This is a genomic window from Bacteroides mucinivorans (assembly GCF_034654355.2).
Classification (GTDB): domain Bacteria; phylum Bacteroidota; class Bacteroidia; order Bacteroidales; family Bacteroidaceae; genus Bacteroides; species Bacteroides nordii.
The window spans coordinates 1,101,592-1,115,828 of sequence record NZ_CP178179.1 but is presented as its reverse complement, the minus strand read 5'-3'; the positions used below and the strand labels follow the sequence as shown (position 1 = coordinate 1,115,828).

Sequence of the window (14,237 nt, the reverse complement as noted above, 5' to 3'; positions counted from 1 at the left end):
TGTGTTGATTAATAATGAAATAGTAATAGTTACAAATTAAAAAAGAGATAATAATAAGATTCTTTTCTACCTATCCGAATTTCAAATCAAGGAGGATGTTTTTTCATATACATAATATTAAAGATTTAATAAACAAAAATTCACCTGAACAAATATTTTCACCTTAAAAATAACTGAAAAAGAGAATTATTTTCTGTTACAAATATATGCCGTACCCCCTCAAACGAACATGCCTAATCTCGCCATAAATGTAACATACCAACATTTGCAGTATATTATACTATTTTTGCACTATTGATAACAAAAAAGAGAAGAGTAAATAAATCCACAAAAGATGTATACTTCCAAAATACACGATCCCAAAAGCATACACCATTTACCAAAAAATGTATCTGTTTTCGCCTAATATGTATTTTTTAGAACATTATTGTTCCTTTATACATTTAATTACCAATCCGTATAAATAAAAAATATCAATTCAAGACTATATGATAAACACCACTTCTTAATACCGGCAAAAATACCTTTCCGTCTTTTAATATCGTTTTTACCAACTGTCCGTTAACATTTACTTTATTTATATCTTTTTTTGCCGGAAGAATCACTTCCGCTTCGGTATTTCCGGGTACTCTTACCTTCATTAAAAAAGTTTCACCAGTCTGATTATACTCCACCGTTACTGCCCCTTTAATAGTAGGTACTTTAGCTTTCGCCCATTTCAACTCTCCCAATTGAGGTTTAATCTGAAACTTGTTCCAGCCTGGAGAAACCGGTTTTACTCCTATTAATTCCCGCATAATAATATTACCGGGAGCAGCTCCCCAAATATGGTTCCAGTCTTGATTACCTTTATATTTATTTCCCCATGCTTCCATCGATACTGTACTCCCCTCACGAATCATATTATACCAACTTCTGTCATCGGTAGAATTCATCAATGAAAGTCCATAATTTCCATCTTCCGCCCCATATACTGCTTCCAGCAGAAATTGTGCAACATACACACTGCAAGCCATTCCCTTACTGCGAATATATTTCATAACAGGCGCCTTATCCTTTTCATCTACTAATCCGAAAGCCAATGGGAAAATATTGGCATGTAAAGAAGCGTGTTCTGGATTATCACTGTCCCGATAACGTTTGTTTTTCCTGTCCCAGAACAGGTGTTGGAAACTCTTTTTCACACGTGCCGCTTTCTTTCTGTAAAAGAGTTCATCCTCTTCATTACCCAATGCCCTTGCCATTTTTGACATTAATACTAAATCACGATAATAATATGCGTTAATAACTGATTTGCAGGCATTATCTACAACAAATCCATCGCGTTCTGTCACCGGCCAGTCAATAATATCCTTAATACTTTTTTTATGATGTATCTTTGCCATTATTTGCGGATTCTTCTGTTTTTCTGTGCCCGATACAACAATCAAACCATTTTCCGTCTCAAAATCCATCAGGCATTTGGCTTTCAAATCATCATAATAATAACGGATAGAACGCAAATCACCGGTATAAAGATAATCCAACCATGCCGTCATTACAGAAATCTGAATCCATTCGGTAGGCCAGGTAGGATGGGTAATAGAGTACTCATGTGAATAACGTGGCAAATTATATTCATCGTCAACGCAATAAGCTGTCAGTTGCCCGATATAATTATCCCCTTCATAAGGCAATCGTTCGCGATCCCCATCGATAAATTGCCCTGTGAAAGAAGTTGCCTTTACACTGTATTTACATAATTCCCATACCTGATTCAAAATGCTATCCGAACATTCAAAATAGGAAGCCTCATCATTATAAGGATAGTACACAGCATTGCGTACCAACAAGGTTTTATCGGCACTACCCTGATAGTTTTCCAATTCCACATAACGGAAAGGAACCACTTCGCCTATATAATCAGGCATCTTAATGCCACCGCCACTGTGACGAAACTGAATCTGATAAGTATGAGTTCCGGAACGTAAGGCAATACGATATCTACCATATCGAATATTACCACCGGGTTTTCTGTTTACACACCCTTCCGATGTCATCGCTTCTCCGGTATGTACAAGTACTGTATCCTGACCGCTATCTGAAGTCAGAGTCAGATAAAGTTGCCCACAGAAGGCTGCCTTACCAAAATCCGCCACCAATACTTTGTTTTTCACATTTTGGATATAAACAGGTATTTCCTGTTGTTTTTGAAGAGGATACCGTGCAGTTGCATGTTTCTGTAATTCCTTATCTGTCAAGAAGACAGCTACATCAGAATAGGAGCTTTCCGTTTGCTTCTCATCCCATATCTTTACTTTCCAAAAATAAAGATGATTGCCGACAAGAGGCTTTCCATCATAGATTATACCGGATGATTGTGTGCTCTCCACCTTCCCGGAATCCCATACATCCCCTTTATTTTCCTTCAACTTTGCTTCTGTACTTGCCACTAAAATCTGATAAGCCGTCTGCATCGTCGCTCCCGACTCACAACAAGGGATATTCCAGCCAAAAGAAGGGGTCTGTGTAAGGATTCTCACGCACTCATACTTGCCTGACATAGCAGCTTTCCATTCCGTCGGAACAGCGAATCCATGCGCAGACTGATAATCAGTCTGTAACAGCAAATCACACCGCAATTGAATCGGTACATTCACCTCTTGAGAAAATCCGGATACACAGTAACACATTACGAAGAGAAAAAAAAAGTGACCTACACGAAGTAATATTCAATAAATATTTCATAAACATAACACTTTATTTATTTAGAGAATTACAAATCTTTCTTCATAATAGCAAACATTTGACTTTCTATACAGAATAAAGAATAATTCCAAAAACATTACGTATTATAGCGCTAGTTCGATATAAACATTATATTTTATTCAACAAGACACCCGCCATTGAACTAAATTTTAGTAATGACGGGCGGCTGACAATATTCTAATTATATAGAAGCCACGTTAAACTAAAAACGACACCTATCTCTTGATAATTTTAACTATCTCATTTTCGATTTTCACCAAATAAACTCCATTGGTGAAAGACGAAATATCTAAAATAAACATGTCAGATTGCAGCATGATACGACCTGTCAAATCATATATGGTTACCATTGAAGCCGAAGCCTTATTTGTAATGGTGATTTTCTCTTTTGTTACACGCGGATAAATCAATAAAGAAGATTCTTTCTCGGTTATTACATTCGTCATTCCTTCTATATATAAATGTTCTGGAGTCACTTTCGGTTGCTGATCTACAGAAATATTTTTCAATACCGGAAGTGAATATTTTCCGTTGCCCATCATCCATACACCATCAACCACATCAAAATTCCAACCGAGGGCCAGATAAGTAGATTCTTCATTTAGTTCCTTTTTTGTTTTCCCTAAACCATTATTGTTATTTTCCATACCATCAGTTACAACTTTACCATCTATCAACATTTCATCAAAAGCTAAATTTTCGGAGAATGAAGTTTTTGAACTGTTTTTTACCCAACCAATGATACGTCCCGCCGATTTTGCAGAAATAATATCAGGATTTAAAGCAACAGAATTTTTCACTGTATAATTCTTGCCAGCATCGTTTGTTCCTCCCACAAGCCCACCGGCAGATTTATCATTATTGGTAGATTTAACGACACTGGTGCAATAACAATTTTCCATCGTTACATCACGATAGGCCGTTCCAATCAAACCACCTGCACCATCAGCACCTATTATCATCTTATTTGCCACATAACAATTGCGTATAGTCACCACAGTAGTTGTAGAAGTATATCCCATAATACCACCGGCTGCCGAATTCTTTGCTTCAACCACACCCCCTTTCACAAAGCATTCTTCAATCACTATCCCTGTGGTTGAATAAGGAGTATGACCTACAAAAGTTCCTACATTTTTGAGTCCTGTAATCTTCTTATCCTCCGGAATAACTAAACCGATTCTTTTTATCGTACCTCCGGATAAACTCCCGAAAAGTCCGATATTTTCAGTTTCCGGTCTTTCGATCCAAAATCCTGAAATAACAAAACCGTTTCCATCCAGTGAGCCTTTAAATCCGTTTATCGGCTCCCAACCTTTAACTGGCGAATTTTGCGTAATCCAGTCTGTTAAATCAATATTATTCATCAATCTGTAATGGGCGGTAAGGTTATCCCGTACTTCGTCCAGTTCTACTGCCTTCGTTATCAGATAAGGACTTTCAGCATTTCCGCTGCCATTACCACTGAATGCACTTACTTGCATCGTAAAAACTCCTGCGTTTGCCCAAGCAAAAAACGCCAATAATAAATATTTCTTCATAATGTTTGAGTATATATTAACAAAAAGAATTATTATATCCTGATTTCATTTTTGGAATAAAACCATTATTTAATTAAACATTTAACTGTTTCACTACTTAGTTGCGGGCTTGATAAACTAACCAAATAAAATCCGTTGTCCAACCGACAAGTATAGCCATTTGAAATTTCTTCGGTAACAATCGTATGTCCAAGCAGACCCCTGATTTCTAAAGTGACAGGTTCTATAAAATCCGTCAGTCTAACTGTTAGTGTATTATTCTGACTGGTTATTTGAAAAGTCTTCCTATCTGTATTTTTAACAGAAGTCAAGTTGTTTGTAAACACACATTTGAATTTCGTTTTATTTCCCGAATAATCTGTTATGACAAGCTCATCATTCTCTTGTATGAAATATGACATACTATTCAAAACATACGACATGTTTCCTTCAAAAGATATGTTACTTAAGAATCTTTCAGTAGTAAGGTTTTGTACGTTTTCTTTCGTATTCAAAATCTTTATCTGATGATTTTCAAAATCAATGCCGTATTCTTCCGATTCAATCATCCATCCCGACACTTCTATTTCATACAAAGACGGATAAGCTGTTGGGGCATTACCTCCAAGAACTTCAACCTGTACAAACCGACTTTTACTTTGAAGATTATCAGATACAGCATTTGATTGAGTATTTCCTGAACGGTCTACCTCTATCTCAAATTCTTTCTCATTACCAGCAGTCTTTATATGATACTGATAAGTTCTACTTCCATTGGGATTAAACCAATGAATTATAATTTTATTTAAGACATACTCTTTTCCTAAATCTATCTCAAGCCAATGAGGGTTCTTGTCTTTTGACGCCCAGCGCGTATTATAATCTCCATCTACTGCATAACAGGCTAAATTATCCTCGTTCGTCTGTTCAGAATCTGTTGTGATATTTTTCTTTAGTGCAATATGTCCGGCAATAAATTCATAAGTTGCTTTATTTTGGCTATCTTCAGACGTTACAACTATTTTCATTCCAAGACTAACCATTCCTTTTGTAACAGGTGTTTTGCCATCAGCCTCTACGACAATAAACGTAGCTCCGTCAAGAGCTTGTAAATAGGAATAGATTTGCTCAACAGAAATATTTTCCTTAAAGATGATTCGCTTATTATCATTGTCCACAACAAGCTTATCAGATTGCAAAGTAGTTGTAGTACCGGCGATTTTAGTCCACACAACCTCGTCAGTATATTCTTTCTGCTCCTGTGTACCTACCACCTTAATCTTATTCTCAGTATTTGCCAAAAGTATTATACCATCCCACTTAAAGAATCCGCAACGAACATCTTTTGATACGATTTTCCCTTTAGACTCTCCGTTTACGAACAGTTCCACCGATTCACAGTTAGAATAAATGCTTATAGGAGTAACCTCTTCGTTCCTGTTTGTATATCTTCTGCTGGTGATATATACAAATGGTTCATTACTCCAATTTGCCTTATAGGCATAATAACTATCTTTTTTTACTTTCCGATCATAAGTGATCAAACCTTTGTCGTTCACTCCGTGTTGATCACCCTCTTTTCGAGCGTCTGAAGCAAAATCAAAAATATTCCATAAAAAGGTTCCCCATACGAAATCTCGGGTAGAGATATCAATGATAGCCTGTTCGTGAACTTTATTTTGATACTCCTCCGGATGAAAATCCCCCCCGTTTGTTACTGGTTTTACTGGATTTATCTCATGATGGTAAATACTTCCGCCAGCTCCATATTCTGAAAGTGCTGTAGCCCTTGATTCACTATCTTTAAAGCTATCTAATTTACCGCTGAATAGAGGATTTTGCACATACCATCCGGGATAATAATTCCAAGCGAAGACATCCGAATTCCAATTTTTGGCGGTATGGTGATTGGTAGCCTGGACAGTCAGGCGAGAAGGATCTTCCGCATGAGCCAATTCGTTCAACTCTTTCATCAAGATTCTCATGTGAGTATCATGCTGTTCTCTGATCTCATTTTGTAATCCCCAAAAGAAAACCGACGGACAATTATAGTGTTGACGAATCAACTCTCTTAATTGATCTTTGGTCACTTCATTGAAAGACTCAGCTGTTCCCGGACGGTCTACAAGAGGTATTTCGGTCCATACAGCCAAACCATAACGGTCGCACAGATCATAGATATAAGGATCGTGCGGATAATGGGCAAGACGAATAGCATTCGCCCCCATATCATATATCATTCCAAAATCTTCGTTTTGCTCTTTATCAGTAACGGCATATCCCATATTATACCTATCTTGATGCTTGCCAACTCCACGCAAAGGATATAACTTACCATTCAAAAAAAATCCCTCTTTTGTTACTGAATAATATCTAAACCCTACATATTCGGAAACCACATCAATGACATTTCCATTTTCTTCAATTTCTAAATCAACGAGGTAACGATAAGGATCTTTCTTACCATTCCAAAGGTGAGGTCGCTCAATGGTTATCTTTTTTTCAAACCGATATGACTTTCCCGGTTCTATTGTCACTAACTCATTCAATGTTTTTATCGCTTTTCCACCCGGACACATGGCAGTTACATCAAATGTCGGTTTAGGTACGTCCGCTATAGATTCAAAACTATCTGGATTTCTTAACTTCCCATTAATAATGACCGTCTTGGATTCTGACGAATGATTAAATATAAGGGCTTTTATCTCCAAATCCGCACTTGATTCACTGACATTGACAGGAGTTAGATAAAGTCCGGAAGAACCATTGTCCATCAAATCAACATGTACCGGATCAACTACGATTAGAGATACATTTCTATAGATACCTCCTAGTACTGAAAAATCTCCGCCTAACGGCATAATTTCTTCCGAATGACGGTTATCTACCTTTACTGCAATGATATTTTCTCCGGGTTTCATCAGCGGAGTAATATCAAAACGAAAAGCAGTATATCCGCCTTTATGAATTCCTGCCGATTTACCATTTACAAAGCATTCGGCTTGTAGACAAGCTCCCAAAAACTCGATATATAATTTCTTACCATTATAGGAATCGTTCCATGGTAATGATTTTCTATACCAACCTACAGTTCTCAAATAATTATTACCACCATCCTGTGCATCAGTGTTATTCCACGTATGTGGAATATTTACAACACTCCAAGATTTATCATCAAAATCGACAAATGCCGGATTATTCGACAATATTTTACTTTGAAACTTCCAACAGGCATTGATGTTAATTTTTTGCCTTCCGATCTCATTTCCCAAAGCAAACTGACAAGAAAGAATAATGCCTAATACTAAAATCAAATTTCTCATAAGTAATTGATTTAAAATCAAGAATATAGAAATACCATATTAGTTCTAAAAGCATATCTACATTATCAGATTATTTTATTCAGTTTTCCGATATAATTTACTTTCTAATCCATATGGTATTTAATCGTAAATTGAATTCCCATGAGAAACCGGTGTCATATAATGCCCTCATGGGAACTTATAAAGATATTTACTCTCTTATCTTCAGACAAATTACAGGTTAATAACCTTACGTACGAATCTTCCTTTATCTGTACGGATAGATACTAAAAAGATACCACGTTCCGGCAAACTAATTGTGATAATACCGTTTATAGCATTTTTACCATCTATTGCAGAACAAACCGTTTTTCCAGATATATCAATGACGTCAATATTTATAAAGCTCCCTGCTTTGGGTTGTATCTTTAAAGATCCTTCCTCAAGTGTGATCCGGAAATCTTTACCGTCGACAACAGGCGATAAACCGGTAATTTCTTCTCCCGTCACATCATCGAATATATAATCCGGACGGGCATCTGTTCCGTTCAATTTAAAGCTGACATTTTCAAATTTGACATTGTTGGCATGTCGTACATAAAATCCATAAGCCGGCAAGGGAGTACTGAACATATTCGACTCCGGATAACCGTTGATCATCTCAGGCACATTCGCATTGGCATCATTTATTGTGCCGCCACCGGGCAAAGTTATTTCTACATTTTTAATGAATACATTATCAATAATACCTCCTGGTACACCAACAATAGAGCTTGCTACCTTGCTCACACAAGTAGCTTTGATGTCTGAAATGACAACATTCTTTAGTTCGCTCATTCGTGGGGAGCCATCACGTTTTCCCAATCGGAGGAAAATAGCTGTATGCACATCTTTCATCTGTATATTTGAAATTCTTACATCATCTAATATACCCCCATTTACCGACTCCAAAGCTATGCCAGAGATGGTTGATGGTCCCTGTAGGGTAATACCGCACCAGGTAAGTTTCTCGTAATGTTTACGGAAATTGTCTTCACTAGCTTTTTCTATCACACAATCGGTATAACTAATGTTCTTAAATCCGGCTTTTCCGGCAGTACCCAATTTTATGGCATTGCAATTGGTGCGGATGGTACAGTTCTTTACAATTACATTTTCAACCGGAATTCCCCGGTCACTTTTCATGCATATGCCATCATCATCGCAATCAATATAGCAATCATCAATTTCCACATTTCTGGAGTCGATATCCAAACCATCATTATTCCAGTTTGAATGGCTGTAAACCTTTACTCCTCTGATCTTCACTCCGTCACACAATAAAAAATGCGCCGTCCAGAAAGCGGAATTTTGAAGGGTTACATTCTCTACCACAACGTCTCTGCAATTAACCAGATGAAGCACCTTAGGACGGTCTCCTTTTCCGTTTCCAAACTGAAAATCAGGTGCATTCCCACGTCCGTCAATTATTCCAGTACCAGTCACCTTCACGTTTTCAATATTCTTACCAAATACCAAAGCGCTGGTTTCAATGGCTCCAGCTTCGGGGAATGCATTACGATAATCCTGAATTGCACGACTTCCTAACAACTGTGCCCCTTCTTCAAGATGCAATGTCATATTGGAACGAAGAAAGATGGGACGAATCTGGTAGCGACCTTTGGGCACTACTACTGTTGCTTTTTTTATAGAACACGCATCGATAGCTTGTTGTAACAGATCGGTCACATCCTCGCGTCCGTTATTCGATATTCCACAGGACTCCACTACATTCAGCTCTCCTCCTTTAGGTACTAAATCAACAAAAGGATTGTCAGACTCTATTCCCAGATTATATTCATCGACGGGTTGCAAGGCCAGTGAAATTGACTTCAAGACCGGAAGCTGATAAGCCCCATTTCCCATTGTCCAGACAGATTCAAAGTCCCAACCATCATAGGTGTTCTGTATGGCAAGTTCATCAGCATCTTTGTCTTGTCCGTTTCTACCATTGGCATCGGTACTGGAGAAAGGAGCCCCGTTAATAGTACAACCCGAAAAGGCCAAATTGGCAATAAGCGTTATTTTATCTTGCTTAGCCCATGCAAAGATACGGCTGGGAGTTGCATCCCGTACGGTAATTGATTTGTTGATAGCGACACAGTTGGATATAGTAGCATTCATTTGTCCGATAGCCGCATCGGGTACACTAGCGGTACCCATTATTCCACCAGTAGATCCTCCTCCATCCACTTGGATGTTGTTTAGAGTATAACATTTGTCTATTAATGTAGTACATCCTCCATACGTACTTCCCATAATACCACCTACTCCATCAGCTGTAGCAAACACGTTGCCTTTAGCATAACAGTTAGTAATGATGATGTTCTGATTATTATTTCTTCCAATGATTCCTCCTACTAAAGTACCTTTGGATTCAACATTTCCGGCGACGTATACCTCCTTTATAAGGGTTTGCTTAATACCTCCCACATTTGTAGAGAGCCCCGCAAGGATTCCCACATTACTGTTTCCTGTAATTCTTTTACCGTCTGCAACCACTATTCCCAACCTTTTAATAGTTACATCGCCACCGATCACTCCGAAAAAGCCGACATTTTCGGCATTCATACTTATCCAGAGATTTTCAATAACATGTCCGTTTCCGTCTATATTTCCAGTAAAAGGGGCAGCTGACGTACCAATTGGCTGCCATCCGGTCTCCGGAGAGTTGTCCGTAATCCACGTAGCCAAGTCAATGTCTGCTCCCAGTTTATAATACGCATTCAGATGATCTCTCATTTGATTCAATTCCTCAGCCGTATTAATAATAAACGGATCTTCAGCCGTTCCCACACCAGAAGTAAAATTGCTGTTCGAAGCGTGAAGCGACAGACTTGTACAAAGGATGAAAATAAGACTCCAATACTTCAGAAGCCCCTTTGTTTCTATTGTTTTCATATTATTCAAACTTTTAAAGTTCAACCATTATTTCTTCTTTATTGTCACTTGAGCGTTGTTGAGCGTACAGTCCTTTTGAATGAAGTTTTTCACATCATCCAGATAAAACATAGAACGTTCATCCCGTTTCAAGGTAGACATTCTAACATTATTGAAAGTGATGCCATCAACATGGCGTAAGTAAAAACCTGAAGCCGGCAGAATCGTACCGAACATCCTGTTCTCAGGATACTTATCAATTGCTTCCGGAACTTCGGTATTTATCTCCGATTTGGTAACTTCAGCATCGGTAATAAGGATAACATCATTGATGATAACGTTTTTAACATCACCTCCGGGAACTCCCGTTATAGAACAAGCTACCTTTCCTTCACTACGGGCAACAATATGACTTATCATTACATCATTAATTCGGCTCATCTGTTTGCTGAAAGTTCTTTTCCGATCACCCAGGCGAATAAATAGGGGAGTCTGTACACCTCGTATGGCAATGTCTGAAATAGAAATGTTTTCAATAATTCCTCCATCCACCGACTCCAATGCAATACCTGCTACAGCAGTTTTCTGAGTGGTACCGATCCATGGATAGTTATTGTACCACTGACGGATGTGGTCTTCCGAAGCTCTATCTATCGTACAATTTAAAATTGTAATATTCTTGAATCCGCTGTACGAAGATGTACCAAACTTTATTGCATTACAATTTGATTTCAATACACAATTTGTAACTGTGACGTTCTCACATGGAGTATCAGTATCACTTTTCAAACATAATGCATCATCGTCACAATCGATATAACAATCCGATACAACCACGTTGCGACTATCGATATCAAGCCCGTCATTATTCCAGTTAACATGGCTGTATACCTTAACTCCGCGTATGACAACCCCATCACACTTCTCATAATCCTGTGCCCAATAAGCTGAATTTCTTAAAGTTACATCTTGCACTCGGACATTTTCACAACCAATAAAATAGATGATTTTAGGGCGTTTGGGACCTCCTTTGGAGTCATTGCCATGTTGAAAATTCGGATGTGCACCTTGACCGTTAATCGTACCAAATCCGGTTATGGCAATGTTACTGACTTCACGTGCAAAGATAATGGCGGGTGTCTCTTTTCCTTTCAGACCGGGAAACGCTTTATGATACGAACTCAAATCGGTGCTACCCAAGAGTTCCGCGCCAAAATTAAGATGCAGATTCACATTGGATTTCATAAAGAGTGTTCCGGTCAAGAACTGTCCGGGAGGAACGCTTACCGTTCCTCCTTTATGTGCCGAACAATCGTCTATGGCTTTCTGTATAAGAGCAGTATTATTAGTAGTTCCGTCGCCTTTAGCACCTAATGTGGTTATATCAACTGTATAGGAGAAAATACTTAACGTACAAAAAAAGGCAATAAGTGTCAATAAACTCCTTTTCATTATAGAATTTCTTTTTTAATTTATCTTTATATTACTATTTCACCTGAATGCTTTTCATCATCGTTTATCGATCATTCGCTCTGAACGACATCCACATCAATCGTCCAGTTTTTTTTAATCAGACCGTTTGGGGATGTAACAGTATACTCTTTGGGAACGCTCAAATCGATAAATCCATTCACAGTTGGAGTTACGGTAGCTCCGGTAGATATTGTCAGTACCAATCTTAGATGGGTCAGATCAGTTCCTTGGGGGACAAAAGCCTGTACTGATGTATTTTCCATATCAATTTCAAAAGACTCGACAACATTAACCGGTTTGTCACTTACCGCATAGAGAGTGATACCTGTTATTTCGGCTGTTTCATATGCCTCATTTATTTGGTAATCGATTTTTGAACAGGCTGTCGTTACGGTAAGCAAAGCAATAAATGCTATATAGATTATTTTTTTCATAACTTTTTCTTTATTTATTCGTTGACTATTACCATCCCGGATTCTGGTGTCCTACTAATTTAGGATTGCGGTTTATTGCATGTTGTGGTATGGGTAACAAATAATTCTTTTGTGAATCAAAAATTCTTTCGAAGTATACTGAACGAGGATTGTATATAGGTACAGAGATCGAAGTCGGTACTTTTTCAAGAGGCTCTTGGTAAACAATTTCCATTTTGTAAAAAGGGCCTGTCAGATACTTATCGCCTGCTCTCCATCGTAGAATATCGAAATATCTTTTGTTTTCGAAAGCCAATTCCACACGGCGTTCGTTACGGATACGTTCACGAAGTTCATTTTGTCCCAAACCGGAGATTTCCGGTTGTCCGGCACGACGTCGTACAGCATTGATGGCATCAAATACGGACTGATCCGGGCCGGATACTTCATTTTTCGCTTCGGCATAGGTTAATAAAATTTCGGCATAACGCAGTACAATCAGGTTTCCGCCTTCACCGTCCATATTCAAATATCGGTTTTTAGTACCACAACTAACCTCTTCATTTTGATGTTTACGAATAAAATAACCAGTCTTGGTAGACTCCACTTTCGAACAATACATTCCATTAGGAAGGTTGTCAGATACATTTTTCCATTTTCTGCGATTGTTTTCGTCCCATACATACCGATTAGTACTCAGTGAGAGTGTAGAATCTTTCCATACAACTCCGTCGTAGAGGATAGAAGCATAGAAACGGGCATCCCGGTTTTCATACGGATGTGCAGACTGTTCAGTATTATTCCAGTCGAAAGAGGTACCGTCCTGCATCTCAAAAGCATCAACCAACATTTGCGAAGGGTTAGAGCATCCCCAACCATAATCACTGCCTATACCCGGATATCCGGGAGCTGCAATGGTTTGATAACCTTGCTGATTACGATCGGGATTTTTATATTGGACGTCAAAAAGTACCTCTTCATTACCCTCATATGCTTCCAAAAAAAGATTGGCAAAATTCTCCGCTTTTTTACTTAGCTTTCGGGGAGTAGATTTCTCCGTAGGGTCTCCGTCATTTTCACGGAACAGACTATATTCACCTTTTAGTTCACCGCTTATCAATATATTAGCTGTATTTGCAGCATCTTCATAATATTTCGCGTCAATTACACCCGCAGCATGGAGATAGGCAATAGCCTGAAAGCCTACGGCTGCCCCTCTGGTTGCCCGACCGTATTCAGCAGTCGGAAGTTCCGAACGTTTAGGTAAACGTTTTGCAGCTTCCTTAAAATCCTCTATAATCAAATTCAAAGTTTCTTCTGATGAACTTCTCGGATAGTATATATCGTCTACATCTTTATTCAATGCTTTCTTTATCAGTGGTACACCTCCCCAAAAACGCCACAGCTCGAAGTAATTTAATGCACGTAGAAAATACATATCTCCCAAGAACCGCTCTTTTTCGATATCATTCAGTACTTCCGATATTTTTATCTTTTCCAATCCAAGATTGGTTCTGCGTATGTTTTCATATAAAGCATCCCATCTGCCTCTGATTGGCTGGGGAATTGTTGCAGCAGTAAAACTAAATTCAGACAATGAGATAAATCCGGAAATTCCCATATCATCAGTCCAAGCATGATCGAAGGAGTACCAGTCTCTAATACCTTTGGTCATACAATACAAAGGACCATCAAGAGTCCTGTGGTAGGTTTCATTGATATATAGTCCGGTAGCCGATTTGCTCGACCACACGGCTTCGTCAGTGATGGATGTCCTCGATTCGATATCCATGAAGTCTGTACATGAACTGAAGAATCCAAGGACTATTCCGACAGTAGCAAATATTATTATCTTTTTCATG

At 38.4% G+C, this 14,237-nt stretch carries 7 protein-coding genes; all 7 read right to left on the bottom strand.

What is annotated here, in order from left to right:
* Nucleotides 1–473 precede the first annotated feature (473 nt).
* Nucleotides 474–2,672, bottom strand: coding sequence for an alpha-L-rhamnosidase C-terminal domain-containing protein (locus VCM39_RS03855; RefSeq protein ID WP_322933773.1), 2,199 nt, complete (start codon nucleotides 2,670–2,672; stop codon nucleotides 474–476).
* A gap of 291 nt (nucleotides 2,673–2,963) precedes the next feature.
* The gene (locus tag VCM39_RS03850) at nucleotides 2,964–4,289 is read right to left on the bottom strand and encodes a T9SS type A sorting domain-containing protein (protein WP_322933772.1); all 1,326 of its coding nucleotides are present in this window, start codon (nucleotides 4,287–4,289) and stop codon (nucleotides 2,964–2,966) included.
* 65 nt (nucleotides 4,290–4,354) lie between these two features.
* Nucleotides 4,355–7,591, bottom strand: a complete 3,237-nt coding sequence (locus tag VCM39_RS03845) for a glycoside hydrolase family 2 protein (protein WP_322933771.1) — start codon at nucleotides 7,589–7,591, stop codon at nucleotides 4,355–4,357.
* A gap of 213 nt (nucleotides 7,592–7,804) precedes the next feature.
* Nucleotides 7,805–10,510, bottom strand: coding sequence for a glycosyl hydrolase family 28 protein (locus VCM39_RS03840; RefSeq protein WP_322933770.1), 2,706 nt, complete (start codon nucleotides 10,508–10,510; stop codon nucleotides 7,805–7,807).
* A 27-nt stretch (nucleotides 10,511–10,537) separates the two neighbouring features.
* Nucleotides 10,538–11,941 carry a glycoside hydrolase family 28 protein gene (locus VCM39_RS03835; RefSeq protein ID WP_322933769.1) on the bottom strand — a complete coding sequence of 468 codons (1,404 nt, stop codon included), beginning with the start codon at nucleotides 11,939–11,941 and terminating at the stop codon, nucleotides 10,538–10,540.
* Nucleotides 11,942–12,012: 71 nt separating this feature from the next.
* Nucleotides 12,013–12,396, bottom strand: a complete 384-nt coding sequence (locus VCM39_RS03830; protein WP_221650566.1) for a hypothetical protein — start codon at nucleotides 12,394–12,396, stop codon at nucleotides 12,013–12,015.
* 28 nt (nucleotides 12,397–12,424) lie between these two features.
* Nucleotides 12,425–14,236: a RagB/SusD family nutrient uptake outer membrane protein gene (locus VCM39_RS03825; RefSeq protein ID WP_322933768.1), complete on the bottom strand. Its 1,812-nt coding sequence runs from the start codon at nucleotides 14,234–14,236 to the stop codon at nucleotides 12,425–12,427.
* Nucleotide 14,237: the final 1 nt, after the last annotated feature.

Bases quoted from the DNA above. Each gene is read 5' to 3' on its own strand.
- VCM39_RS03850 (WP_322933772.1), bottom strand. From the start codon at position 4,289: ATGAAGAAATATTTATTATTGGCGTTTTTTGCTTGGGCAAACGCAGGA.
- VCM39_RS03825 (WP_322933768.1), bottom strand. From the start codon at position 14,236: ATGAAAAAGATAATAATATTTGCTACTGTCGGAATAGTCCTTGGATTC.
- VCM39_RS03840 (WP_322933770.1), bottom strand. From the start codon at position 10,510: ATGAAAACAATAGAAACAAAGGGGCTTCTGAAGTATTGGAGTCTTATT.
- VCM39_RS03835 (WP_322933769.1), bottom strand. From the start codon at position 11,941: ATGAAAAGGAGTTTATTGACACTTATTGCCTTTTTTTGTACGTTAAGT.
- VCM39_RS03855 (WP_322933773.1), bottom strand. From the start codon at position 2,672: ATGTGTTACTGTGTATCCGGATTTTCTCAAGAGGTGAATGTACCGATT.
- VCM39_RS03845 (WP_322933771.1), bottom strand. From the start codon at position 7,591: ATGAGAAATTTGATTTTAGTATTAGGCATTATTCTTTCTTGTCAGTTT.
- VCM39_RS03830 (WP_221650566.1), bottom strand. From the start codon at position 12,396: ATGAAAAAAATAATCTATATAGCATTTATTGCTTTGCTTACCGTAACG.